The organism is Rhizobium sp. ZK1, from assembly GCF_047782645.1.
Classification (GTDB): domain Bacteria; phylum Pseudomonadota; class Alphaproteobacteria; order Rhizobiales; family Rhizobiaceae; genus Rhizobium.
In genome coordinates this window covers 3,777,773-3,801,855 of sequence record NZ_CP180586.1, presented here as the reverse complement: position 1 = coordinate 3,801,855, position 24,083 = coordinate 3,777,773, and the positions used below count along the sequence as shown (strand labels likewise).

The window sequence follows — 24,083 nt, the reverse complement described above, 5'->3', positions numbered from 1 at the left end:
GACAAGCCGCAAAAATAGGCCTCGTCTCGAATTCGGCAGGGAGGCCGGATGATCGACAAGCTGGAATTCTTCATTGCGCTCGCCAACGAAAAACATTTCGGCCGTGCGGCAGAGGAATGTGGCGTCTCCCAACCAACGCTTTCGGCCGCCATTCGCCAGCTCGAGGATCAACTCGGCGTCATGCTGGTGCAGCGCGGCTCTCGCTTTCAAGGATTGACGCCGGAAGGGCAGCGCGTGCTCGAATGGGCGCGGCGTATCGTCGGCGACACACGCACCATGCGCGAGGAAATGCGCGCCGCCCGCAAAGGTCTCTCGGGCCATCTGCGTCTGGCTTCCATTCCGACCGCGCTCGCCATGTTGTCGCGAATCACAACGCCCTTCCAGGAGCGGCATCCCGACGTCACCTTCTCCATCGTCTCGCGCAATTCGCTGCAGGTGCTGAGCATGCTCGAAAACCTCGAGATCGATGCCGGCATCACCTATCTGGAAAACGAGCCGCTTGGGCGCGTCACCTCGGTCCCGCTTTATGCGGAGCGCTACAATCTGATCACCGCCGCCGGCAGCCCGCTCTCGGATCGCGAGAGTGTGACATGGCGTGAGGTAGGCGATCTTCGGCTTTGCCTATTGACGGCCGACATGCAGAATCGGCGTATCATCAACCGACATTTGACCGAAGCCGGTGCGACAGTGCATCCGACGCTTGAATCCAACTCGATGATTGTGCTTTTTTCGCATGTACGGACCGGCCGCTGGGCGAGCATCATGCCACGTAACGTCGCGAAATCATTTGGCTTTCCTGTGGAGATCCGAATGATCCCAATCGTCGAGCCGGAGGCGCACCATCTCGTTGGCCTGGTTGCTCCCTATCGTGAACCCTTTACGCCGCTTGTCTCCGCTTTGTTGCATGAAGCAAGAACACTCGTTGAAGACGCAGAACTTTGATAGGAAAAAACTATCGAGCAACGAGACTGCTTTATTGATTGCACCCTGCTTCCCTGAGACAGTTCTGTGGAAATCGCAATGACATGGGGAGTTTTGCGGTTTTCAGGGAATGCGTAAGCCGAAGGGAGGCTGCTGATGAATATACGTATCGCCGAGGGCGATATAGCCGGGCGTATCCGTTCGATCGTCGCTGATCTTCGATCCCTCGAAGGCCCACTGCTCCCCATTCTGCACGAGGTCCAGGACCAGTTCGGTTACGTGCCGCAGGAGGCCCTACCGGTCATCGCCGACGAGCTCAATCTTTCCCGCGCCGAGGTTCACGGGGTCGTAACCTTCTACCATGATTATCGAAATCATCCTGCCGGTCGGCACGTGCTGAGACTCTGTCGCGCCGAAGCCTGCCAGTCGATGGGTGGCGATGCATTGGCCGAACGTATCAAGACCCTGCTCGGCATCGATTTCCACCAGACGACTCTCGATGGCAGCGTGACCCTGGAGCCGGTCTACTGTCTCGGTCTCTGTGCCTGCGCGCCGGCCGCCATGTTCGATGGCGAGGTGTACGGCCGGGTCGATGACGAATTGGCGACCGAACTCATCGAGGAGGCGCGCCGATGACTGTGAAGATTTATGTTCCGCGCGATGCTGCAGCGCTCTCGCTCGGGGCTGAAAAGGTGGCAAAGGCGATTACCCAGGAGATCGCTGCCCGCGGCCTCGATGCGACTATCGTGCGCAACGGCTCGCGCGGAATGTTCTGGCTGGAACCGCTGGTCGAGGTCGAGCTTTCCGGTAAGCGGATCGGCTATGGGCCGGTCAAGGAGAAGGATGTCGCCGGTCTGTTCGATGCGGGATTGATAGGCGGCGGCGCGCATGCGCTCTGTCTCGGGGAGGTCGATGACCTCCCGTTCCTGAAAGGCCAGACCCGTCTCACCTTTGCCCGCTGCGGCATTACCGATCCGCTTTCGCTTGAGGATTACGAAGCCCATGGCGGGCTTGCGGGTCTTCGCCGCGCGGTGTCGATGCAGCCTGCCGATGTCGTCAAAGAAGTTACCGATTCCGGCCTTCGCGGTCGTGGCGGTGCCGGCTTTCCGACCGGCATCAAGTGGAAAACGGTGCTCGATGCGGCGGGTTCTCGCAAATATATCGTCTGCAATGCAGATGAGGGCGACAGCGGTACCTTCGCCGACCGGATGATTATGGAAGGCGATCCCTTCGTGCTCATCGAAGGCATGGTGATATCAGGCCTTGCGACCGGCGCCACGAAGGGCTTCGTCTATACGCGCTCGGAATACCCGCACGCCATCGCCACGATGACAGAGGCGGTGGGGGTCGCCCGCAGGGCCGGCATTCTCGGCACCTCGGTGCTCGGTTCCGGCAAGGCATTCGACATGGAGATCCGCACGGGTGCGGGCGCCTATGTCTGCGGCGAGGAGACGGCGCTGCTGAACAGCCTTGAAGGCAAGCGGGGTGTCGTCCGCGCGAAGCCGCCGCTGCCGGCGCATAAGGGCCTGTTTGACTGTCCGACGGTCATCAATAACGTGATCTCGCTAGCTTCTGTGCCTGTGATCATGGACAAGGGTGCCGCCTTCTATCGCGATTTCGGCATGGGCCGGTCACATGGCACCATTCCGCTGCAGATCGCCGGCAATGTGAAATATCGCGGTCTCTATGAAACCGCCTTCGGCCTGTCGCTCGGCGATATCGTCGATGATATCGGCGGCGGCACCGCATCCGGCCTGCCGGTAAAGGCGGTACAGGTGGGCGGCCCGCTTGGTGCCTATTTCCCGCGGGCGCTCTTCGATACAGCTTTCGACTATGAAGCCTTTGCTGCCAAGGACGGGCTGATCGGCCATGCCGGCCTCGTCGTCTTCGACGATACGGCCGATATGTTGAAGCAAGCTCGCTTTGCGATGGAGTTCTGCGCGGTGGAAAGCTGCGGCAAGTGCACGCCCTGCCGCATCGGCTCGACACGCGGCGTCGAAACGGCCGACAAGATCGCGAAGGGGATCGAGCCGGAAAAGAACCGCGAGCTGCTCGCCGATCTCTGCAATACGATGAAATTCGGTTCGCTCTGCGCGCTCGGCGGCTTCACTCCCTATCCAGTCATGAGCGCCATGACACACTTTCCCGAAGATTTTGCTCCGGTCCCTCTCACAGAAGCGGCGGAATAGACCATGTCTCTTGTTCACGAAATCGATTACGGAACGCCGGCCTCGAAATCCGAAACGATGGTGACGCTGACCATCGACGGCCGGCAGGTGACTGTCCCCGAGGGAACGTCGATCATGCGCGCCTCCATGGAGGCCGGCATCGAGGTGCCGAAACTCTGCGCAACCGATATGATCGATGCCTTCGGTTCCTGCCGCCTCTGTCTCATCGAGATCGACGGACGCAACGGAACGCCTGCCTCCTGCACCACGCCGGTGGCCTCCGGCATCGTCGTCCATACGCAGACCGAGCGCCTGAAGAATATCCGCCGCGGCGTCATGGAGCTCTATATCTCCGACCATCCGCTCGACTGTCTGACCTGCGCTGCCAACGGTGACTGCGAACTACAGGATATGGCGGGCGCCGTTGGTCTTCGCGACGTGCGTTACGGCTATGAGGGCGACAACCACGTCAAGGCTCGCAACAATGATGAGATCAATCTGAAATGGATGCCGAAGGACGAGTCCAATCCGTACTTCACCTTTGATCCGTCGAAGTGCATCGTCTGCTCCCGCTGTGTGCGCGCCTGCGAGGAGGTGCAGGGCACCTTTGCGCTGACGATCGAAGGGCGCGGTTTCAGTTCGAGCGTTTCACCAGGCATGCATGAGCATTTCGTTGATTCCGAATGCGTATCCTGCGGCGCCTGCGTACAGGCCTGTCCGACCGCGACGCTGACGGAAAAATCGGTCATCCGCATCGGCCAGCCGGAACATTCTGTTGTTACCACCTGCGCCTATTGCGGCGTCGGCTGTTCCTTCAAGGCGGAAATGCGCGGCGAGGAGTTGGTGCGCATGGTGCCGTGGAAGGACGGGCAGGCCAATCGCGGTCACTCCTGCGTCAAAGGGCGCTTCGCCTACGGCTACTCGACGCACAAGGACCGTATCCTCAATCCGATGATCCGTGAAAAAGTGACGGATCCCTGGCGTGAGGTCACGTGGGACGAGGCCTATGCACATGTCGCTTCCGAGTTCCGCCGCATCCAGTATCAATATGGCCGCGAAGCGATCGGCGGTATCACATCGTCCCGCTGCACCAATGAAGAAACTTATCTTGTCCAGAAGCTGGTTCGCGCCGGCTTCGGCAACAATAATGTCGATACCTGCGCCCGCGTCTGCCATTCGCCGACAGGTTATGGTCTCGGCCAGGCTTTCGGGACCTCTGCCGGCACGCAGAATTTTGACAGCGTCGAGCAGTCCGATGTGGTCGTCATAATCGGCGCCAATCCGACCGATGGGCACCCCGTCTTCGCTTCGCGCCTGAAGAAGCGCCTGCGACAGGGCGCCAAACTTGTTGTCATCGATCCGCGCCGCATCGATATCGTCCGCTCGCCGCATGTCGAAGCATCCTTCCACCTGCCGCTGAAACCCGGCACCAATGTCGCTGTTATGACGGCGCTGGCGCATGTGATCGTGACCGAAGGCCTGTACGACGAGAAATTCATCCGCGAGCGTTGCGACTGGTCGGAATTCGAAGACTGGGCAGCTTTCGTGGCCGAGCCGCAGCATAGCCCTGAAGCCGTCGAGAAATTCACCGGTGTCAAGCCGGAAGACGTGCGTGGTGCTGCGCGGCTTTATGCGACCGGCGGGAACGGCGCCATCTATTACGGCCTCGGCGTGACCGAACACAGTCAGGGTTCGACGACCGTCATGGCGATCGCCAACCTCGCCATGGCGACCGGCAACATCGGTCGTCCGGGTGTCGGCGTGAACCCGCTGCGCGGCCAGAACAATGTGCAGGGTTCGTGCGACATGGGTTCCTTCCCACACGAACTTCCGGGCTATCGTCATATCTCCGACGATGCAACGCGCGATATCTTCGAAAAGCTCTGGGGCGTGACGATCAACAACGAGCCGGGTTTGCGCATCCCGAACATGCTGGATGCCGCCGTCGATGGTTCCTTCAAGGGGATCTACATTCAGGGTGAAGACATTCTGCAGTCCGATCCGGATACCAAGCATGTGGCCGCCGGCCTTGCCGCTATGGAATGCGTCGTCGTGCAGGATCTCTTCCTGAACGAAACGGCGAATTATGCCCATGTCTTCCTGCCGGGTTCCACCTTCCTGGAAAAGGACGGTACGTTCACCAATGCCGAGCGCCGCATTAACCGTGTGCGCAAGGTCATGACGCCGCGCAATGGCTATGCGGATTGGGAAGTGACGCAGACGCTCGCCCGGGCCATGGGCCTAGACTGGCATTATACGCATCCGTCCGAAATCATGGACGAGATTGCCGCGACGACGCCGAGCTTTGCTTCGGTTTCTTACGACTATCTCGAAAAGATGGGCTCGGTTCAGTGGCCCTGCAACGAGGCGCATCCGCTCGGCTCGCCGATCATGCATGTGGACGGGTTCGTACGCGGCAAGGGCAAGTTCATCCGTACGGAATATGTGGCGACCGACGAGCGCACCGGTCCGCGCTTCCCGCTGCTTCTCACGACCGGGCGTATTCTCAGCCAGTACAATGTCGGGGCGCAGACGCGCCGCACCGACAATGTCGTCTGGCATTCCGAAGACAGGCTGGAGATCCACCCGCATGATGCCGAGCAGCGCGGCATCCGCGATGGCGACTGGGTAAAGCTCGGCAGCCGCTCGGGCGATACGACGCTTCGCGCGTTGATCACCGATCGCGTGGCGCCCGGCGTCGTCTATACAACCTTCCATCATCCGGATACGCAGGCAAACGTCATCACAACCGACTTCTCCGACTGGGCGACGAACTGCCCGGAATACAAGGTGACGGCGGTGCAGGTCTCGCCATCCAACGGGCCGTCCGACTGGCAGATCGAGTATGATGAACAGGCTCGCCAGTCTCGCCGTGTCGTCGGCAAGATGGAGGCCGCCGAATAATGACGGAAAGGTCGACCCGCACGGCCGTGACGGAGGTCGCCCGGAAGGGCGGCATCATGACGCGGGGCGAGCGTATCGTGCCCGAGGAGGTACCGATCGCCTTTTCCTATGGCGGCAGTTCGCATGCGGTCATGATGGGCACGCCTGCCGATCTCGAGGATTTTGCTGTCGGTTTCAGCCTGACGGAAGGCATCATCACCGACCGCAGCCAGGTCGCCGGGATCGAGCTCATCGAGGATGAGAAGGGCATCGATGTCCAGGTGACGCTTCTCGATGATGTCGAGGATACGCTGAGGAGGCGTCGACGCAGCATGGCGGGACCTGTCGGCTGCGGCCTCTGCGGTATCGAATCGATCGAGCAGGCAGTTCGCAAGGTGCCCGACGTTTCCAAGGCGGGGCTGTCGCTGTCGCATGCCGATATCGTGCAGGCGATCGCACTGCTCAACGATTCCCAGCCACTGCATCGCGAGACGCGGGCAGTTCATGGGGCTGGCTTCTATGTTCCCGGCAAGGGGTTGATCGCCGTGCGTGAGGATGTCGGCCGGCACAATGCACTCGACAAGCTCTGCGGAGCCGTCATCAGAGCCGGCACTATGGGCGCGTCAGGCGCCGTCGCCGTTACCAGCCGCCTCTCCGTCGAAATGGTCCAGAAGACGGCGATCCTTGGTGCGCCCGTACTGATCGCCATTTCCGCGCCGACGGCACTTGCCATCCGCACTGCCGAGGAAGCCGGCATGACGCTTGTCGCCCTCGTGCGCGGCGAGGATTTCGAGATTTTCACCCACCCGCACCGCCTGTCGCCCGGAAGCATTGCCGATGTCGCATGATACCAAGACCAAACTTGTCTACATGGCAAACCAGATCGCAACCTTCTTCAAGACCCAGCCCGAGAGTGAGGCTGCGCAGGGGGTCGCGACCCATATCAACAAATTCTGGGAACCGCGCATGCGGCGGCAACTCTTCGAAATTCTGGAGAAGGAGGACAACGGCCTAGATGCGCTCGTGCTGCAGGCCGTTCCCTTGATCCACAAACCGGAGCCGGCAGAACAGTCGCTTCGTTAAACGAACATCGGTGCGTGAAAGAGGGGAGACGGGGATCAACCCGCCTGCACATGCACCTGTGACAGCAAGGTCTGAATTAAGGAGGAGTCGTTCATGACTGCAGCGGATACAAGTGCAGGCGATGTTCTGGCAGGTGTGGGCCTGCTGGATCGCGAAAGGATCATCGCAAGGCCAGGCTTCAATCGGTGGCTCGTGCCGCCGGCGGCGCTCGCCATCCATCTTTGCATCGGCATGGCCTATGGTTTCAGCGTCTTCTGGCTGCCACTGTCGAAATCTCTCGGCGTTACGGCATCGACCGTCTGCCCGGAGCTGACGCTGGCGTCGGCACTCTTTACCACCAGCTGCGATTGGCGCGTTGCCGACCTTGGCTGGATCTATACGCTGTTCTTCGTGCTGCTCGGTTCGTCCGCCGCCATCTGGGGCGGCTGGCTGGAGCGTGTCGGCCCGCGCAAGGCGGGTGTCGTCTCGGCCTGCTGCTGGTGCGGCGGCATTATCATCGCCGCTTTCGGCGTCATCACGCATCAGCTCTGGATGATGTGGGTTGGTGCGGGCGTGATCGGCGGCATCGGCCTCGGTCTCGGTTATATCTCGCCGGTTTCGACGCTGATCAAATGGTTCCCTGACCGGCGCGGCATGGCGACCGGCATGGCGATCATGGGTTTCGGCGGTGGCGCGATGATCGGTGCTCCGCTGGCCAACCTCCTGATGAACACCTTCAAGACGGATACGTCCGTCGGCGTCTGGCAGACCTTCATCGTCATGGCGGCCATCTATTTCGTTTTCATGATCGGCGGCGCATTCGGCTACCGTATTCCGCCGGCCGGCTGGCGTCCGGAAGGCTGGACGCCGCCTGCCGCCAAAAGCACGATGATCACCACCAGACATGTTCACTTGCGCGACGCGCATAAGACAAAGCAGTTCTGGCTGATCTGGGCGGTGCTCTGCCTCAACGTCTCGGCGGGTATCGGCGTTCTCGGCATGGCTTCGCCGATGCTCCAGGAAATCTTCGCCGGTTCGCTGATCGGCCTGCCGGATGTCGGTTTCGCGCAGCTTGATGCCGGTCAGAAGGCGTCGATCGCGACGATTGCTGCCGGCTTTGCCGGTCTGCTGTCGCTCTTCAACATTGGCGGACGGTTCTTCTGGGCCTCTCTGTCAGACAAGATCGGCCGTAAGAACACCTACTATACTTTCTTCATCCTGGGAATCGTGCTCTACGCCGCGGCTCCGACACTGGCGGATATGGGCAACAAGGCACTCTTCGTGCTTGCCTTCGGCATCATCCTGTCGATGTATGGCGGTGGCTTTGCGACCATCCCCGCTTATCTAGCTGACATCTTCGGCACGCAGTTCGTCGGCGCTATTCACGGCCGTCTGCTGACGGCATGGGCGACTGCCGGCATCGTCGGTCCCGTGGTCGTCAACTATATCCGTGAAGCGCAGATCGCTGCCGGCGTGGCGCCTGGACCGGCGCTCTATACGGGCACGATGTATATCCTCGCCTGCATGCTGGCGCTCGGCCTGATCGCCAATGCGTTTGTGCGGCCGCTCGCCGACAAATGGTTCATGTCAGACAATGAGGTCGCCGCCCTTCAAGCAAAGACTGCCGCTGCCAATGCCGGGCCGACCGGTTCGTTTGGCATCGGTACAGGCGGTCTCGATGTTAAGGCGGCGCTTGCCTGGGCGGTGGTTGGCATTCCGCTGCTCTGGGGCGTCTGGGTGACGCTGAGGGCGACCTTGGCATTGTTCGGCTAAAAAAGAAGCTCCCTCGCGGGAGTTGTGGAGAGACTGGAGTGATCGGAGACCGGGCGGAAGCGTGCTTGCCGCCCGGTTTTTGGAGGGTAAATTCACTGCAGGAACCATCCTACAAAGCTCGACGAAGCTGGGTTCACGCCGGCTCAGGGGCCGCCTGAGCTTGAACAACAAAAAACCGCCCTTGTGGAGGCGGTTCCTCGTTCGTGTCGTGTCGTGAGGCGATCAGGCCGCCAGCTCGTCCGTCTCGTTTTCCTTGAACATCTTTGCGAGGTTCAGGAAACAGATCATGCCGTTTTCGGAAGCGATGATCCCTTCACAGAAGGCTCGGTCGAAGGACGCCGTCACTTCCGGAACAGGCTGCACCTGGCTGGAAGAAATCGTCAGGATGTCGGAAACGCGGTCGACCAGCATGCCGATGACCATATTGTGCACCTCGGCGACGACAATGGCGCTGCGCTCGTTGGCAACAGTGCCCTTCATGCCGAGCTTGTAGGCGAGGTCGATGATCGGGATGACCGAACCGCGCAGGTTCATGACACCGATGACGTCTGCCGGGGAGTGCGGGATGGGCGTCGACGGCGCCCAGCCGCGGATTTCGCGGATAGTCGTGGTCTTCACGCAGAATTCCTGATCGTGGAGGCGGAAGGCAATGATTTCGAGCGTGTCGCCGCTGAAGCTAGTAGAGTTGATCGTGGCCATTAGAATTCTTCCCAACTGTCATAAGCCAGGGCAGAAGCGGATGCGCCACCATTGGCGCGGACGAGCTTTGCCTTCACACCACGCGATGACTTTGCACTTGGCGAAGCATCGTTAGGGTTACCGACGACATTAGCGGAAGAGTGTTGCCCAAATCTAAACTGTGAGACGAGATTGCGAAGGTTTTCAGTCTCGGACGAAAGTCGGGCGCTTGCTGCCGTCGTCTCTTCCACCATGGTGGCATTCTGCTGCGTGCCCTGATCCATGATGTTGACGGCCTTGTTGATTTCCGCGAGCCCGGTCGATTGTTCGAGCGGGGATTCGACGATCGCCGTTTTACTTTACTTCAGGTGAGGGTTTTTTCGATCTGCTCTACCGCCCAATCCACCTGTTCCCTGGTGATGACCAGCGGCGGCGCGAAGCGAATCGTGTGGTCGTGCGTATCCTTGGCGAGCAGACCGCGATCCTTCAGGGCGTAACAATATTGTCGGGCGCCGCCGGCCTCCGGCTCCAGTTCGACCGCCAGCATAAGGCCGCGGCCGCGCACGTCCTTGACGATATTGGAGCGGATGGAGCGCAGACCTTCGAGGAAATAGTCGCCCATCATCTCGGCGTTCTCAATCATTCCTTCTTCGGTCAACACTTTTAGGGCCGTGCGGGCAACCGCACAGGCGAGCGGATTGCCGCCGAAGGTCGAGCCGTGCTGGCCGGGCTTGAGCACGCCCAGGACTTCCGAATTCGAAAGCACGGCGGAGACCGGGTAGAAGCCGCCGGAAAGCGCCTTGCCGATCAGCGTGACGTCGGCTTCGATGCCTTCATGCTCTTCGGCAAGCAGCTTGCCGGTGCGGCCGAGGCCGGTCTGGATCTCATCGAGGATGAGCGTGACGTTGTTTGCTGTGCAGAGTCCGCGTACCCGGGTGAAATAACCGGTCGGTGGAATGATGACACCGGCTTCACCCTGGATCGGCTCGATCAGTGCTGCAACGGTGTTGGCATTGATGGCGGCCGCAAAGGCTTCGGCGTCGCCAAAGGGAATAATGCGAAAACCGGGCGTGTAGGGTCCGAAGCCGGTGCGAGCGTCGGGATCGGTCGAGAAGCTGATGATGCTCAGCGTGCGACCGTGAAAATTGTTGGCGCAGACGATGATCTCCGCCTTGCCTTCCGGCACTCCCTTCACCTCGTAACCCCACTTGCGAACCGCCTTGATGGCTGTCTCGACGGCTTCCGCGCCCGAATTCATCGGCAGGATCTTGTGGGAGCCGGTGAGCGCCGCCAGTTCCTCGTAGAGATAGGCGAGTTGGTCGTTGCGAAAGGCACGAGAAGTGAGCGTCAGGCGGCTTGCCTGCTCGACCATGGCGGCAAGGATCTTCGGATGGCAATGGCCCTGGTTGACGGCGGAATAGGCCGAGAGGCAATCGAGGTAGCGCTTGCCATCCGTATCCCAGACATGAACACCTTGCCCCCGCGTCAACACCACATCCAGCGGCTTATAGTTATGGGCACCAAGGCGCTGTTCCGTAGCGATGAGGTTCGACGAGGTATTCATGGCCGATGCTCCCTTATGCGGCGCGTGTGGGACGATCGAAGATGCGGCGGCCGAACAGGCTTGCCGTCATCTCCACCATGATGCGGGCGCTCTTGCCGCGGTCATCAAGGAAAGGGTTGAGCTCGACGAGATCGAGCGAGGAGACAAGGCCGCTGTCGGACAGCATCTCCATGATGAGATGTGCCTCGCGGAACGTGGCGCCGCCGGGAACGGTGGTTCCGACGCCGGGCGCAAAATCGGGATCGAGGAAATCGACATCAAAGCTGACATGCAGCAGGCCGTTCGCCTTCTCGATCGTTTCCAGGATCTGGCGGAGGATCACAGCCACGCCTTGTTCATCGAGTGAGCGCATGTCGAAGACATTGACGCCGTGCTTGCGAATTTCCTGGCGTTCCGAGGCATCGACTGAGCGAATGCCGACCTGGAAGACTTTCTTCGGATCGACGAACGGACGATCCTTGGGCAGGATTTCGGCAAATTCCGCCAGACCACAGAAGAAGGCGACTGGCATGCCGTGAATATTGCCCGATGGCGAGGTCTCGGGTGAATTGAAGTCCGAATGGGCATCGAGCCAGAGAACGAAGAGCGGACGGCCTTTTTCGGCGGCATATCGTGCCATCCCGGAAACGCTGCCCATGGACAGGCTGTGGTCGCCGCCGAGGATCAGCGGGAAGCGGCCGGACTTGGCGGCATCGTAAGTCGCCGCCTCAAGCGCGCGGGTATAGGCACCGACAGTGCGAAGATTGTGCGCCTTAGCATGATTGGGAAGATCCCTTGCCGGTACGACATTGAGGTCGCCCACGTCAACGACGTCATGTCCAAGATCGATCAGCGCCTTGTCGACGCCCGCAATGCGCAATGCTGTCGGTCCCATGCCCGCGCCCCTGCGGCCGGAACCTTCCTCAAGCGGAACGCCGATGAGGGTGACAGATCGTGATTGTGCTTCCATTCCTAGGGCTCCGTTGTGAGGCCTGTTTCGACCGATAGTGGGATAAAGCGGCGACAGCAAATAGATAGAAAAGTGTCAGAAATGGATTATGATTGCGCAGATTGGTAAGGCTAATTTGACAAAATGAAACCATGGACGATCTCGACAACGAGCTTTTGAGCGCACTTCGGCACAATGCGCGAATCTCCGTGTCCTCGCTTGCAGCGATGACAGGCGCATCACGGGCGACGGTTGCCTCGCGGATCGACCGGATGGTCGAAAACGGTACCATTGCCGGCTTCACCATCCGCACTGGTCACGAGACGCGGTCCGCCGGTGTTCGGGCGATCGTCATGATCGAAGTCCATGGCAAGCTTGCCGATAAGGTCGCCACTCAGCTCCGCGGTCTGCCGCAAGTGCGCGCGCTTCACAGCACTAACGGCAAATGGGATTTCGTCGCTGAGCTCGAGGACCGCGATCTCGTCTCCTTCGATGAAACACTACGCAGGATACGCCTGTTCGACGGCATCAACACGACCGAAACCAATATTCTATTGAAGACCAGCAAGGCGAGCTTCTAGGCCGCCCGCAATCTTCCAAGCCCTCAATATTCACGCTCGTAGACGATGCCGGCTTCACCCGCGCCATTACCACCGGCGGCGCCGCGCAGTTTCACGCCGCGGCCGACATCAAGATTGATGATTGCCTTGGCGCCGGCCTCTCCGCCCTGCTGCAGCTCGAAATAGGTGCGTTCGTTGAGGTAACGGCCGACGCTGACGCTGGTCCTGCCCTTCTCGTCGGTACTGATGTCAAGGTCATCGACACCAAGCTGGTTGCGTAGCCCTTCAAAGAGTGAAGTGGAGCGATTGCCGGCGAGCTGGCTGACGGCATCGGCTAGCTGGGCGATCTGCACCGGCGACAGTCGGGACATGGACTGCCCGAAGATCAACTGGGCGAGCACCTCGTCCTGCGGCAGCGCAGGCGAGGAGGAGAAGGTAATAGCCGGATCGGTCGCAAGCCCCGCGACATCCACCGTGAGCGTCGTGGAGCCCGAGGTCGAGGTGGCCTCCATGTCGAGGGCAGGTGTCAGGTCACCGGCAAAGGTGATACGGCTGCGATCGGAGAAATCGAGGCGGCGGTTGAGGATCGTCAGACGGCCGCGGCGCATGGTGAAGGCGCCGACAACTTCAGGCGCCGCAGCCGAGCCGCGGATCGTAATGTTGCCGCCGACCTCTGCATCGATGCCGCGGCCGCGCACGAAGATCTGCGAGGGCGCATCGAGCTGGATATCGAGCATGATGGTCGAAGATTTTTCCCGCGGCTGCTGCTGAGCATTGTCTCTGAGTTGGGCAAGCACGGCGGGGGGCGCGTGGATATGGCGGATATCGATTTCACGCAGCGATGTCGGCAGCCTCTCCGGCACGGTGATCGAAGCCTTGTCGATGTGAAGCTTGCCATCAAGCGTAGGATTGGAAAGCAGCGGTCCCCTCAGGCCAAGCGTACCGTCGACCGTTGCGACAACCAGCGTGCCGTCGACATAGACCGTGCGGTCCAGGCGGATGGAAAGATCGGCGGGGAAACTGCCGCTGATGCCGACCGAGCCGCTCGCCGAGATCGAACCGCCGCTTGCAAGCCTACCGTTCAGCCGAGAAATGACGGCCTGCTGGCCGTTGAAGGTAATGGTCGCGCCAAGGCCCTCGAGGGCGAGGTTGCGGCGCACGTCGATCAGCTTTGCGCCATCCGTCGTGACCGTTCCGGTGATGACGGGTGCCGCCGTCGTGCCGCCGACCTCGAGATTCACATTGGCGACGCCTTCGGCGACGAGACCCTGCTGAGCGAGTTGTGCGCCGAGAACTGCGAAGGGAAGGCTGCCGTTGAAGCGCATCGACATGGCGTGGTTGCCCGTCATTGCGAGAGTACCGCCGCCTTTCAGCGATAATCCGCCGTCGCCGGCAAGACTGGTGTCGACCGTCAGCCTGTTGTCGGCAAGCTTGCCGCTTGCGCCGAGGGTGAGCGGGGCAAGGCCTGCGCTCTTCGTCTGGCTCGTTTCGGCATTCTTCCAGTCGACCTTAAAATCGACCGAGGGAAGGGGAAGCGATCCCGAGGCCGTGGCTGTCGCCGTGATAGCGCCTTCGGCCCCAAGGTTCGGAACGAACCCGTTGGCGACGGCAGCCGGCAGATTGGTGACATCGGCCTTAGCGTTGACGCCCTTTATGGTCATGCCTGAAATATCGAGATTGCCCACGGCCTTCAGCGAAACACCGCCGTTGCCATTGAGATTGGCGTCGAAATCCAGCCGGTTCTTGCTGAGCTTGCCGGAAGCGGCGAGCGTTAGGCCAGACAGACCAGCGGTCCTAGTCTGTTTCGTTTCGGCGTTTTTCCAGTCGATGTTGAACTCGGCCGATGGCGTGGCGAGCGAACCGGAAGCCGTGGCCGTCGCAGTAATGATGCCTCCGGCTCCAATATCCGGAACGAACCCATTGGCGACGGCAGCCGGCAGATTGGTGATATCGGCCTTCGCATCAATACCTTGGATCGTCGTGCCGGCGAGGGCGAGATTGCCGGCGGCCTTCAGTGAGACGCCGCCTTTGCCATTCAGATTGGCGTCGAAATCCAGGCGGTTGCTGACATATTTGCCCGAAGCGGCAATCGCCAGCCCGGAAAGACCAGCGGTCTTGGTGTGGCGCGTTGCCGCATTCGTCCAGTCGACCTTGAAATCGACCACCGGTTCTGTCGGCGTGCCCGAGGTGACAGCGGTACCGGAGATCGTGCCTTCGGCCCCGAGGCCGGGCACAAAGCCGTTGGCGAGGTTTGCGGGCAGGCCGACAATATCGGCGTTGACGGCGAGATCGCGAATGGCAGTGCCGTCGATCGTGACGCCACCGGTCGCCTTCAAAAGTGCGCCATTACCGCTACCGAGATTGGCATCGAAATCGACCCTGTTGTTTTCATATTTGCCGGTGGCCCTGGCGGACAGATCTCTAAGGCCGTTGCTTTTTGTTTGGCGCGTTGCCGCATTCGCCCAGGCAAGATCGAAGGTGACAGCAGGCGCCGGCAGCGAGCCGGAGGCGGATGCCTTGCCGGAAATCGTGCCTTCAGCGCCGAGATCGGGAACGAAACCGTTCGAAAGGCCGGCCGGAAGATTAGCGAGATCGGCATCGACCTTGAGATTGCGAACCGTCGTTCCCGCAAGTTCGACATTGCCTTTCGCCTTTAGCGACAGGGCTTTCGGTCCGCTGAGGCTGGCATCGAAATCGAGTTTATGGTCGGCGAAATGCCCGGTTGCCGCAAGGTCCAAACCGGTCAGACCCGTGGTTTTGGTGTGCCGCGTCGCGGCGTCCTGCCAGGTGAGTTTGAAATCCGCAGCCGGTGCGGCCAGCGTCCCGGATGCCGACGCAGTGCCAGAGATGATCCCACCGGCGTCGAGATCTTTCACGAAACTATTGGCGATATTGGCGGGAAGATTCGCAAGTTCGGCGTCAATCTTGACGTTGTCGATTGTGTTTCCGGTAACGGCGACATTGCCGCGCGCTTTCAGTGATAGCCCACCCTTGCCGGCGAGTGCGGTATCGAAATCGAGCTTGTTATCCGCAAACCGGCCGGATGCATTGAGCGAAAGGCCGCCAAGTCCGGCGTTCTTTGTCTGGCTTGTCGCGGCGCCTTTCCAGTTCAGCTTGAAATCGGCAGCCGGTGCCGCGGGCGTACCCGTTGCCTTGACCGTTCCCGAAACGGTGCCTTCGGCGGCGAGATCGGGGACGAAGCCATTGGCGATCTTTGCAGGCAGACTGACGATATCGGCGTCGATATTGAGTGTCGGGCCGTTCGGATCGGCGAGGCCGACGTCGCCCGCCGCCTTCAGGGAAAGGCCGTCGGCGCCGCTGATGCCGCCATCGAAATTCAGCTTTTTGTCGGCGAAGGTGCCTGACGTCGTGATGCCGAGAGGCGCGATGCTGGCGCCCTTTGTATGGCTGGTGGCCGCATTCTTCCAGTCAAGCTTGAAATTGACGGTGGGGGCGGCCGGCGTCCCGGTCACATTGACCGTTCCGGAAATCGTGCCGTCGGCGGCAAGATTGGGGACGAAGCTGTTGGCGAGGCTTGCGGGCAAGTCGGTGATGACGGCATCGAGCTTCAGTGTCTCGCCGGCCGAGCCCGTGACCGCGACCGAGCCATTGCCGGTCTTGACGGTCAGGCCGGTCAGGCTGGCAACACCGTTTGTGACGTTGACCTTTGCGGGTGAGGCGAGTTCGACCGGGATGTTGCGCGGCTTTGCAATGAAGCGATCGAGGCTGAGGTCGATCATGCCGCCTGCCGACTGCACGTTGCCGGCCGCCTGCAGCGGATTGCCGTCGTAGCCCGCGTCCAGATTGAAATCTGTGCGGGTCTGCTCCTGTGCGAAGTCGAGGGCGATGCCGGTGAGTTTGTTGGTCCCGAAGCCGAACTCGTCTGCACGCACAGTGCCATTAGCCGCAAAGGCCATGAGGTCGCTGACGGTAACATCCACTGTCGGCTTGAGGATCGTCAGCGTGTTGCGGCGGATGCCGCTGCCATTGGCGGCGACCTTGAGTGCGATCTTGCCATCGTCGCCGGTAATGTCGATGGACCCCTTGAGGTCACCTTCCGCCTTCTGGCCGCCGAGGGCGGCAAGCAGACTGATATCCGGAAAGTCGAATGTCAGTGCGCCCGCCGGCGTCATGCCTGGCGAAAGCGTGAGTTTGCCCGACAGGCGATTGCCGCCGACATCGGCCGTCAGCGCGGGGATGGAGATCGTTCCGTTTTCGGACCTGACATCGCCATTGATGCCGATCGGCTGCCCGTCGATCGTGCCGGTGGCGGCAATCTTCCCCTGTGGAGCGGCAGGATCGGCGGTGCCGGTCAGGTCGATATTCAGATCGCCGAGCGTACGATCGGCCATCTGCAGGCTGGCGGCTTTCACGTTTGCGGTCAGAGCAAGAGCGGGAAGGGTGCCACTCGCCTTGATGCTGTAATCGGCCCCGCCGCTCGTGCCTGACAGCAGCCTGCCGATATCGGGAAGTTTGCCGGTGAGATCGGCCGTCAGTATGTCGTCGTCGAGCGCGACATTGCCGGCCGCCTCGATGGACGGCGATTTCAAAACGATGTTCGAAAGCGTCACCTTGGACGGGATCGTTCCGGCAATCTGGGTTTCGAGATCGATCGGCGCATCGAACTTTCCAGCTACAGCCGGCGGCAGGGCGGCGGGCTGCACGGTAAATTTCGCATTGCCGGTCAGCATGCTGTCAGCCAGGCGATAGGAGCCGTTAAGATCGGCGCCGATATTGGCGCTTTCGATGGTCGTGCCGTTGAAACCGATACCGTTACGCGAAATCTGAAGCGGAGCGACGAGCGTGACAGGTCCTCGAACCGCGCGGTTGAGATTGGGCTCGGTGAAGGTCGCGTCTCCGGCAACGAGGCGCAACTGGATATCGCCGGCGCCATTGGCGAGATTGAAGGCATCGCTCTTGGCCGTCAGTTTGACGTTGCCGATATCGGCCTGCGGCATCGTGGCGGAATCCAGCGATCCGCTGGCGTTGATGCGCACCGCCTGGGCCTGTCCGGTCATCGCCAGATTGAGACCTGAAATCATGAAACGTGCTTCGCCATCGGCGAGCGGCCAGCGGAAATCGACTGGACCGGAGGTGCCGAGGACATTGGCGTTCAGGCTATTGTTGCCGGCGGGATCGAGCGTGCCGGATGCGGCCATGACGACGCTGCCGGTCGCGAGATTGCCGGTCTGGATATCGATCTTGCCGTGATTGTCGAAGGTAGCGGAGACATCGATATTCGTCTGGCCAGCAAAAAGCGGCCTGAATGTCATGGGAAGCAGCGAGCTGACATCGCCACCGCCCTTGAGGTCGAGATGATGCAAGCCGTCGGGGGTGATCGCGTGCTTGCCCTCCAGCGAAGCTCGTTGCTGGCCATCGAGGGCAGCCTGCAGCTTGCCGTTCCAATCGGAAATCGGCCCTTCGCCGTTCAGCGCGATATTGACGGCCGGGCTGCCGGGCAGGCCGAGGAAACCGGCGAGCAGGCCCCCCTGCGGTTCGGCAAGCTGGGCGTTCAGCCGCAGGTGACCGTTTGCCGGGGTGAAGGCGACAGCGGCGGAGAGTTTTGCGTCGGGAACCTGATGGCGGTTGACGTTAACAAGCGCTTCGCCGCCATCGCCATCGGCCTGGAGGTTGCCCGTCGCGGCAAGCGAGAAGGCGCGGCCGGTCAGCGGCGCGGCAAGAGAGATATTGGGCAAGGCGATATGTTCGATATCGATCCTCAGCGGCAGGCGGAAACCGCCGCTGCTTTCTTCGCCCGGGGCCACCGGTTTGGACGGCAGGGTTCGCACCGGCGGGCGGCGCATGTCGATGGAGGCGACCGAGACCTGTTTGGCGTGGAAGGTGCCGGTTAGCAGCGCCAGGGGGTTCCAGTCGATGGCAATGCCGCGAATTTCCGCGAAGGTGCCGCGTGTGTCAGACAAGGTAATCTCGGCTGCGCGTAAGCCGCCGGTCAGCAGCCCCTCCGGTTCGCGCACTGTGATCGTCATGTCGCGATTGGAAAGCGTGGCGGCGACATTTTCGGTGATGACACGTGCGCCGAAGGAGGTGAAGCCGAAGATCGCCAGCGCAATGACCGCGAGGATGATCGCCGCACCGAGGCCATAGCCAAGCAGCCGTATCATCCAGTTCATGATTTTCGCCAACATTTTCATAAGCGCGGACACTATCCCGTTTTCATGACAGCTCACAGGTTGGAACACTGTGAAATCGGCCTTCCTGTGATGAATGGCCTAAAGCGCGTCGCGATCTTTTAGATCCGCTTGCCGCGCTTTAGGTCTTTATTTTTACGCATGTCGTTGTCGCAAAACCGCTGTACACTTTTGCGCGACATGCTTTAGAACGACTGGCCTATGCCGGCATAAATTCCATAATCCGTCCCACCGTCGTACTTGTTCAAAGGTACGGCGAAATCAAGCCGAAGAGGGCCGAAAGGTGTTGCATAACGGATACCGGCTCCCGCACCGGCCCTGATATCGGAGAAATCGGGCGCGATGCTGTCCGAAACCGTACCGACATCGATGAAGGGTACGATGCCGATCGTATCGGTGATCTTGACGCGCGCCTCGAAGGAGGCGGTCACATAAGAGCGGCCGCCGGTCTCATCGCCGTTTTCGTTATAGGGTGAGATTTCCTGGTATCCGTAGCCGCGCACCGAACCGCCGCCGCCGGCGAAGAAACGCTGGGTAGCGGGAATATCCTGAACGCCGTCGCCGCCGATCAGCGTACCGGCCGCGAGCTTGGCGGCAAGGACGATGCCGTTTTCGGTGCCGAGGCCGAGATAACCTGATATCGAGCCCTCGAAGGCCGAATAGACCGTGCCATTCATGAACTCATAGCCCGGCTTTGCCGACAGCGTGGCGTGGTAGCCCGCCGTCGGATTGTATTTGTCGTCGCGGTCGTCGCGGTCGTAGGTGATCGGCAGTGTGAAGGTCAGATAGTTGTTGTTGCCGAAGGCGTCGTCATCATTCTCGAAGCTCACCTCGCCGGCAGCGGAGATGGTGTCCTGATCCGTCAATTCATAGGAGAGGCCAAGCGAGGCGGTAATGAGCTTCGCATTATAAGCATCAGGATTTTCGGTCTTGGCGACGATGCCGGCCTTCAGCGTAGCGGATGGATGGATGAAGCCCGGCTTCGTGAAGAGGATACCGGCGGAATAATCGAGATCGCCGAGGTCGGATGCTTCGCCGAGGCGTGAGACGGCGCCTTCGATGCGCAGCGATTCGGCCCCGCCGAACAGATTGCGATGACCCCAGTAGCCGTTGACGCCGAAACCGTCGATCGTCGAATATTGCGCGCCAATGCCGAGGTAGCGCCGCTTGCCTTCGGAAACCTCGATCGTCATGGGCAAAGTACCATCGGCAGCAAGTGCGTCGCCCTCGTGGATCGTGACGCTTGAGAAGACGCCAAGCGCGCGCAGGCGTTCACCTGCTTTCCTCAGCGCCTCCGGCGAATAGGCTTCGCCCTTCTGCAGGCGCGAATAACGCTGGATGAATTCCGGCTTGACCATCTTTTCGCCTGTGACGCCGACATCGCCGATCGGGGCAACCGGGCCGCCTTCGGCAGCGAGAACGATATCGACGGTATTGTTGCTGTGGTCGGCGACCACGCGGCGCTCGGTCAGTTTGGCGAAGGGTCTGCCCTCGCTCTTCAATTGGTCGACGATCGTATCTCCGGCCTTGATGATCGCGAGCGAACCTGCCTGCTCACCCGGAGCGAGATCGTAGTCGGCGGGATTGCGGTGCGCGGCATCGCCACCGAACTGAACCTCATTCACGGTAAATACAGGGCCGGGCGCGATGTCCACCTTGACCGGGACGGGTTTGGAGCGGTCGAAGGTCGGATTCGGCGGCAGGTCGTCAATGTTGCGACCGCCGATGGTGATCGTCACCACGCCACCATAGCGCGCCTTTTCGTAGAGTGTGGCGATCAGCCTGTCGCGGTCGTCGCGGGCTTTCACGACGACACCCAGATCGCCTGAAACCGGACGATTCTTATCGCCGATAAGGCGAGAGCTGTTCTCCAGCGACTCCTTCAGGTCGCTATCGGCTGTCCCGGCTTCGAGGTCGACGTCATAGCGCACGGGATCGGGCACCTGCAGGTTCTCATCCTCATCCTTGCCGAATATGGTGATGCCAAAAAGCTTGAATGCGTAAGCTTTGCCCACGAGGATGGGTGAAAATGCAGTCGCCGCTGCGACCACCAAAATGGCGCCTGCTCGATACGCAATACCAGTTCTCAGGCCCGTCCCTCTAATCCGCATCCGCCGCTTTTGGGTTACATTAAAATGAAGCTCTGCGTTGCCCAGCCGACAATAAGCTTAGCGGCAAAATCCCGTCACGTGTACCAATTTAAACTGCTGACGCACTAATTTAGTACAAAAAAATCCCGGACGAGGGTCCGGGATTTCCGTTTTTCCCATTCTGATTGCAGATCTCAGCGGCAATCATCAATGTAGCGGCGACCATACCGGTCCCGATAATAGCATTGGCCAGGTTGCTCTGCGACCCTGCCGATCAACGCGCCCGAAACGCCGCCAATCGCTGCGCCGACTGCCGCGCCGCGCACGTCGCCGGTGACCACGCCGCCGATAACGGCACCCGACGCTGCGCCGATGCCGGCGCCTTGCTGTGTGGGTGTACAGCTTGCGATCGAAAGGCCGATCAATGCGAATACGAGGACTCTTTTCATCTCTTCTCTCCGAGGTTTTTGGCGCCCCAGCGGGCGGACGTCGTCCCTAACCTGTTTTTTCTCAGGCTAGCCCGGAAATTATGTCGCAAGAAGGGCTTGTCCACCATCGCCGAACCTTTTTTCGTAAGGCGCGGGTTTCTTTCCACGATTAAAAGCAGGAGTTTCGAGAATTTTTTACCGGAATTGACGTCGATCAAATTCGCTGACCACGGCTCGCATATTTTTTATCTGGAATCATTCAAAAGTCTGCGCCTTTTGCCGCAGTTGATGGTAAAGCAGGGACCAAGGGTTGACGTACGGTTGCCGTCTCAGCAAGAAAACAGCCGTACGAACTGGAGCATATGATGGATTTCGAAGCGTTTTTCAAAAGCGAGCTGGACGGGCTTCACACGGAGGGCCGTTACCGCGTTTTTGCCGACCTGGAGCGCCATCGCGGTAACTTTCCGCGTGCGACCCGCCACACGGCTGATGGCGAACAGGAAGTGACCGTCTGGTGCTCCAACGATTATCTCGGCATGGGCCAACACCCCAAGGTGATCGAGGCGATGAAAGACGCCATCGATCACTGTGGCGCGGGTGCGGGAGGCACCCGGAATATCTCTGGCACCAACCACCACCATGTTCTGCTCGAGCAGGAACTCGCCGATCTGCATGGCAAGGAAGCCGCGCTGACCTTCACATCCGGCTACGTTTCCAACTGGGCAGCGCTCGGCACGCTCGGCGCCAAAATCCCCGGCCTCATCATCTTTTCCGATGCTTTCAACCATGCCTCGATGATCGAGGGCATCCGCTACGCCAAGTGCGAGAAGGTCATCTGGAAGCACAATGACGTCGCCGACCTCGAAGCCAAGCTGGCTGCTGCCGATCCCAAGGCACCGAAGCTCATCGCCTTCGAATCCGTCTATTCGATGGATGGCGATATCGCGCCGATCAAGGAAATCTGCGATCTCGCCGACAAGTATGGCGCGATGACTTATCTCGATGAAGTGCATGCCGTCGGTATGTACGGTCCGCGCGGTGGCGGCATTGCCGAGCGCGAAGGCTTGATGGATCGCATCACCGTCATCGAAGGCACGCTTGCTAAGGCGTTCGGCGTCATGGGCGGTTATATCGCGGCTTCCACCGCGCTTTGCGATTTCATCCGCTCGTTTGCGTCGGGCTTCATCTTCACGACGTCGCTGCCGCCGGCTCTCGCTGCCGGCTCGGTCGCGTCGATCCGGCATCTCAAGGCAAGCCCCTTCGAGCGCGCGCGCCATCAGGACCGCGTGCGAAAGCTGCGCATGCTGCTTGACCAACAGGGCATTCCGCACATGCCGAACCCCAGCCATATCGTCCCCGTTATGGTTGGCGATGCCGCCAAGTGCAAGTGGATCTCGGATCTGCTGCTCGACAATTTTGGCGTCTATGTGCAGCCGATCAACTATCCGACGGTGCCGAAGAAGACCGAGCGCCTGCGCATCACGCCGACGCCGCTGCATTCGGATGCCGATATCGAGCATCTCGTCGGGGCCTTGCATTCGCTCTGGTCGCGCTGCGCGCTGGCCCGTCACGTCGCTTGATGTCACGTCGCCTGATTTTTCAGGAAAATTTCTTTATCGGATGAGCCCGGCAGCCCGCTGCCGGGCTTCTTTGTCTGCAGCGAAGACATCGTCCATCGTCGCGGCTGCGGGCAGATCGATGAGATCGTCCATGACTTTTTCGGTGATCTCGGCCATGGCGAGGAAGGGCAGGCGGCCTTCGATGAAGGCTTCGAGTGCGACTTCCTTTGCGCCGTTCAGCACCGCGCCCTGGACGCCGCCGCGCGTCATTGCCAGTCGGGCAAGCCGCAGGGCAGGGAAACGTTTTTCATCCGGAGGTTCGAAGTCCAGCCGCGCGAGCTTGGCGAAATCCAGCCGCTCGATCGGCAGGTTCGCCCGGCGCGGATGGGAAAGGGCATAGCCGATTGCGGTGCGCATATCCGGCGCACCCAGCTGTGCCAGCACCGAGCCATCCGTATAGCCGACCATCGAATGGATGACCGACTGCGGATGGACGATCACCTCCACCTGCTCGGGGCGCAGGCCGAAAAGGTGCTTCGCCTCGATCATCTCCAGCGCCTTGTTGAATAGCGACGCACTGTCGATGGAGATCTTCAGGCCCATAGACCATCTCGGATGGGCGCGTGCGGTTTCCACCGTGACGTTGGCCATCTCCTCCAGCGAGGAGGTGCGGAAGGGACCGCCTGATGCCGTCAGGATGACACGTTCCACGGCATGGCGCTGATTTTCCTCCAGCACCTGGAAGATCGCATTATGTTCGCTGTCGACTGGCAACAGCTTGCCGCCGCCGTTTTTCACCGATTCGACGAACAAATCGCCTGCCGAAACAAGACATTCCTTGTTGGCGAGCGCGATATCGGCGCCGCGGCGTGCTGCGGCAAGTGTGGGTGCAAGGCCGGCCGTGCCGATGATGGCTGCCATCACCCAGTCCGCCTCGCGGTCTGCGGCCTCCATCAGCCCGGATGTGCCGGCGGCGACCGCAATGCCGCTGCCGGAAAGCTCACTCTTCAGCGATTCGTAGTGCTGGTCATTGGCAATGACGGCCAGATGCGCGCCTGACGATTTCGCTTGTTGCGCCAGCAATTCCACATTGCCGTTGCCGGTCAGGACGGAAATTTCGAAATTGTCCCGGCCGCCCAGATGATCGATGACATCAAGCGTATTTTGGCCGATCGAGCCTGTCGAACCGAAGATACTGAGGCGCCGAGGCGCGATTTTGCTCGTCATCATCGTCGATTTCGCAAGAAATTGCATATTCGGCATCGGCTCTACAGGGGATCGTGGGAGGCAGCAAGTGTGCGGTGCAGCAAATTTCAACTC

17 protein-coding genes are annotated in these 24,083 nt (G+C 60.5%); 9 read left to right on the top strand and 8 right to left on the bottom strand.

Features of this window, described 5'->3' with window-relative positions; translation table 11 throughout:
- The first annotated feature begins 48 nt into the window (after positions 1–48).
- From ACK9YZ_RS19250 to ACK9YZ_RS19220, 7 genes are all read left to right on the top strand, one after another.
- Complete coding sequence (locus tag ACK9YZ_RS19250) at positions 49–942, top strand: LysR family transcriptional regulator (RefSeq protein WP_183734337.1); 894 nt, start codon at positions 49–51, stop codon at positions 940–942.
- A gap of 135 nt (positions 943–1,077) precedes the next feature.
- Positions 1,078–1,557, top strand: a complete 480-nt coding sequence (locus tag ACK9YZ_RS19245; RefSeq protein WP_416064843.1) for a formate dehydrogenase subunit gamma — start codon at positions 1,078–1,080, stop codon at positions 1,555–1,557.
- Positions 1,554–3,110 carry a formate dehydrogenase beta subunit gene (locus ACK9YZ_RS19240; RefSeq protein ID WP_416064842.1) on the top strand — a complete coding sequence of 519 codons (1,557 nt, stop codon included), beginning with the start codon at positions 1,554–1,556 and terminating at the stop codon, positions 3,108–3,110. Before ACK9YZ_RS19245 ends, ACK9YZ_RS19240 begins: the two co-directional genes overlap by 4 nt.
- A gap of 3 nt (positions 3,111–3,113) precedes the next feature.
- Positions 3,114–5,993 (top strand): formate dehydrogenase subunit alpha, encoded by a 2,880-nt coding sequence (gene fdhF / locus ACK9YZ_RS19235; RefSeq protein WP_416064841.1) that lies wholly within the window; start codon positions 3,114–3,116, stop codon positions 5,991–5,993.
- Entirely contained in the window at positions 5,993–6,820 is an 828-nt protein-coding gene (fdhD, locus tag ACK9YZ_RS19230) for a formate dehydrogenase accessory sulfurtransferase FdhD (protein WP_216756143.1), read from the top strand. The genes fdhF and fdhD overlap by 1 nt, the downstream gene beginning before the upstream one ends.
- Positions 6,810–7,055 (top strand): formate dehydrogenase subunit delta, encoded by a 246-nt coding sequence (locus ACK9YZ_RS19225; RefSeq protein WP_216756142.1) that lies wholly within the window; start codon positions 6,810–6,812, stop codon positions 7,053–7,055. Before fdhD ends, ACK9YZ_RS19225 begins: the two co-directional genes overlap by 11 nt.
- 93 nt (positions 7,056–7,148) lie before the next feature.
- On the top strand, positions 7,149–8,807 hold the full coding sequence (locus ACK9YZ_RS19220; RefSeq protein WP_416064840.1) for an OFA family MFS transporter: 1,659 nt from the start codon (positions 7,149–7,151) through the stop codon (positions 8,805–8,807).
- A gap of 222 nt (positions 8,808–9,029) precedes the next feature.
- Here ACK9YZ_RS19220 and ACK9YZ_RS19215 read toward each other — a convergent pair whose 3' ends face one another.
- From ACK9YZ_RS19215 to rocF, 4 genes are all read right to left on the bottom strand, one after another.
- Entirely contained in the window at positions 9,030–9,506 is a 477-nt protein-coding gene (locus ACK9YZ_RS19215; protein WP_183734330.1) for a chemotaxis protein CheW, read from the bottom strand.
- Positions 9,506–9,769 carry a hypothetical protein gene (locus tag ACK9YZ_RS19210; protein WP_216756140.1) on the bottom strand — a complete coding sequence of 88 codons (264 nt, stop codon included), beginning with the start codon at positions 9,767–9,769 and terminating at the stop codon, positions 9,506–9,508. Before ACK9YZ_RS19210 ends, ACK9YZ_RS19215 begins: the two co-directional genes overlap by 1 nt.
- 80 nt (positions 9,770–9,849) lie before the next feature.
- Entirely contained in the window at positions 9,850–11,049 is a 1,200-nt protein-coding gene (rocD, locus tag ACK9YZ_RS19205; protein ID WP_416064839.1) for an ornithine--oxo-acid transaminase, read from the bottom strand.
- 13 nt (positions 11,050–11,062) lie between these two features.
- Positions 11,063–11,998, bottom strand: a complete 936-nt coding sequence (rocF, locus tag ACK9YZ_RS19200; RefSeq protein WP_416064838.1) for an arginase — start codon at positions 11,996–11,998, stop codon at positions 11,063–11,065.
- 131 nt (positions 11,999–12,129) lie between these two features.
- On the opposite strand from rocF, the gene ACK9YZ_RS19195 reads away from it, so the two are divergent.
- On the top strand, positions 12,130–12,558 hold the full coding sequence (locus tag ACK9YZ_RS19195) for an Lrp/AsnC family transcriptional regulator (RefSeq protein WP_183734327.1): 429 nt from the start codon (positions 12,130–12,132) through the stop codon (positions 12,556–12,558).
- A gap of 23 nt (positions 12,559–12,581) precedes the next feature.
- Here ACK9YZ_RS19195 and ACK9YZ_RS19190 read toward each other — a convergent pair whose 3' ends face one another.
- The 3 genes from ACK9YZ_RS19190 to ACK9YZ_RS19180 form a co-directional block, all read right to left on the bottom strand.
- Positions 12,582–18,689 (bottom strand): translocation/assembly module TamB domain-containing protein, encoded by a 6,108-nt coding sequence (locus ACK9YZ_RS19190; protein WP_416064837.1) that lies wholly within the window; start codon positions 18,687–18,689, stop codon positions 12,582–12,584.
- Positions 18,690–18,871: 182 nt separating this feature from the next.
- On the bottom strand, positions 18,872–20,797 hold the full coding sequence (locus ACK9YZ_RS19185) for an autotransporter assembly complex protein TamA (RefSeq protein WP_416064836.1): 1,926 nt from the start codon (positions 20,795–20,797) through the stop codon (positions 18,872–18,874).
- Positions 20,798–20,970: 173 nt separating this feature from the next.
- Positions 20,971–21,225: a YMGG-like glycine zipper-containing protein gene (locus ACK9YZ_RS19180; RefSeq protein WP_183734325.1), complete on the bottom strand. Its 255-nt coding sequence runs from the start codon at positions 21,223–21,225 to the stop codon at positions 20,971–20,973.
- Between the two features lie 344 nt (positions 21,226–21,569).
- Here ACK9YZ_RS19180 and hemA point away from each other — a divergent pair, with 344 nt between their 5' ends.
- Positions 21,570–22,784, top strand: coding sequence for a 5-aminolevulinate synthase (gene hemA / locus ACK9YZ_RS19175; protein WP_216756135.1), 1,215 nt, complete (start codon positions 21,570–21,572; stop codon positions 22,782–22,784).
- Positions 22,785–22,817: 33 nt separating this feature from the next.
- Here hemA and dxr read toward each other — a convergent pair whose 3' ends face one another.
- On the bottom strand, positions 22,818–23,993 hold the full coding sequence (gene dxr, locus ACK9YZ_RS19170) for a 1-deoxy-D-xylulose-5-phosphate reductoisomerase (protein ID WP_216756134.1): 1,176 nt from the start codon (positions 23,991–23,993) through the stop codon (positions 22,818–22,820).
- Between the last annotated feature and the right edge of the window lie 90 nt (positions 23,994–24,083).

What these genes read in the sequence shown, in the direction of transcription:
- ACK9YZ_RS19185 (WP_416064836.1), bottom strand. Translation starts at nt 20,797, where the DNA reads ATGCGGATTAGAGGGACGGGCCTGAGAACTGGTATTGCGTATCGAGCA.
- ACK9YZ_RS19215 (WP_183734330.1), bottom strand. Translation starts at nt 9,506, where the DNA reads ATGGCCACGATCAACTCTACTAGCTTCAGCGGCGACACGCTCGAAATC.
- ACK9YZ_RS19240 (WP_416064842.1), top strand. Translation starts at nt 1,554, where the DNA reads ATGACTGTGAAGATTTATGTTCCGCGCGATGCTGCAGCGCTCTCGCTC.
- ACK9YZ_RS19250 (WP_183734337.1), top strand. Translation starts at nt 49, where the DNA reads ATGATCGACAAGCTGGAATTCTTCATTGCGCTCGCCAACGAAAAACAT.
- dxr (WP_216756134.1), bottom strand. Translation starts at nt 23,993, where the DNA reads ATGATGACGAGCAAAATCGCGCCTCGGCGCCTCAGTATCTTCGGTTCG.
- rocD (WP_416064839.1), bottom strand. Translation starts at nt 11,049, where the DNA reads ATGAATACCTCGTCGAACCTCATCGCTACGGAACAGCGCCTTGGTGCC.
- ACK9YZ_RS19190 (WP_416064837.1), bottom strand. Translation starts at nt 18,689, where the DNA reads ATGAAAATGTTGGCGAAAATCATGAACTGGATGATACGGCTGCTTGGC.
- ACK9YZ_RS19220 (WP_416064840.1), top strand. Translation starts at nt 7,149, where the DNA reads ATGACTGCAGCGGATACAAGTGCAGGCGATGTTCTGGCAGGTGTGGGC.
- ACK9YZ_RS19195 (WP_183734327.1), top strand. Translation starts at nt 12,130, where the DNA reads ATGGACGATCTCGACAACGAGCTTTTGAGCGCACTTCGGCACAATGCG.
- rocF (WP_416064838.1), bottom strand. Translation starts at nt 11,998, where the DNA reads ATGGAAGCACAATCACGATCTGTCACCCTCATCGGCGTTCCGCTTGAG.
- ACK9YZ_RS19210 (WP_216756140.1), bottom strand. Translation starts at nt 9,769, where the DNA reads ATGGATCAGGGCACGCAGCAGAATGCCACCATGGTGGAAGAGACGACG.
- ACK9YZ_RS19245 (WP_416064843.1), top strand. Translation starts at nt 1,078, where the DNA reads ATGAATATACGTATCGCCGAGGGCGATATAGCCGGGCGTATCCGTTCG.
- hemA (WP_216756135.1), top strand. Translation starts at nt 21,570, where the DNA reads ATGGATTTCGAAGCGTTTTTCAAAAGCGAGCTGGACGGGCTTCACACG.
- ACK9YZ_RS19180 (WP_183734325.1), bottom strand. Translation starts at nt 21,225, where the DNA reads ATGAAAAGAGTCCTCGTATTCGCATTGATCGGCCTTTCGATCGCAAGC.
- fdhF (WP_416064841.1), top strand. Translation starts at nt 3,114, where the DNA reads ATGTCTCTTGTTCACGAAATCGATTACGGAACGCCGGCCTCGAAATCC.
- ACK9YZ_RS19225 (WP_216756142.1), top strand. Translation starts at nt 6,810, where the DNA reads ATGTCGCATGATACCAAGACCAAACTTGTCTACATGGCAAACCAGATC.
- fdhD (WP_216756143.1), top strand. Translation starts at nt 5,993, where the DNA reads ATGACGGAAAGGTCGACCCGCACGGCCGTGACGGAGGTCGCCCGGAAG.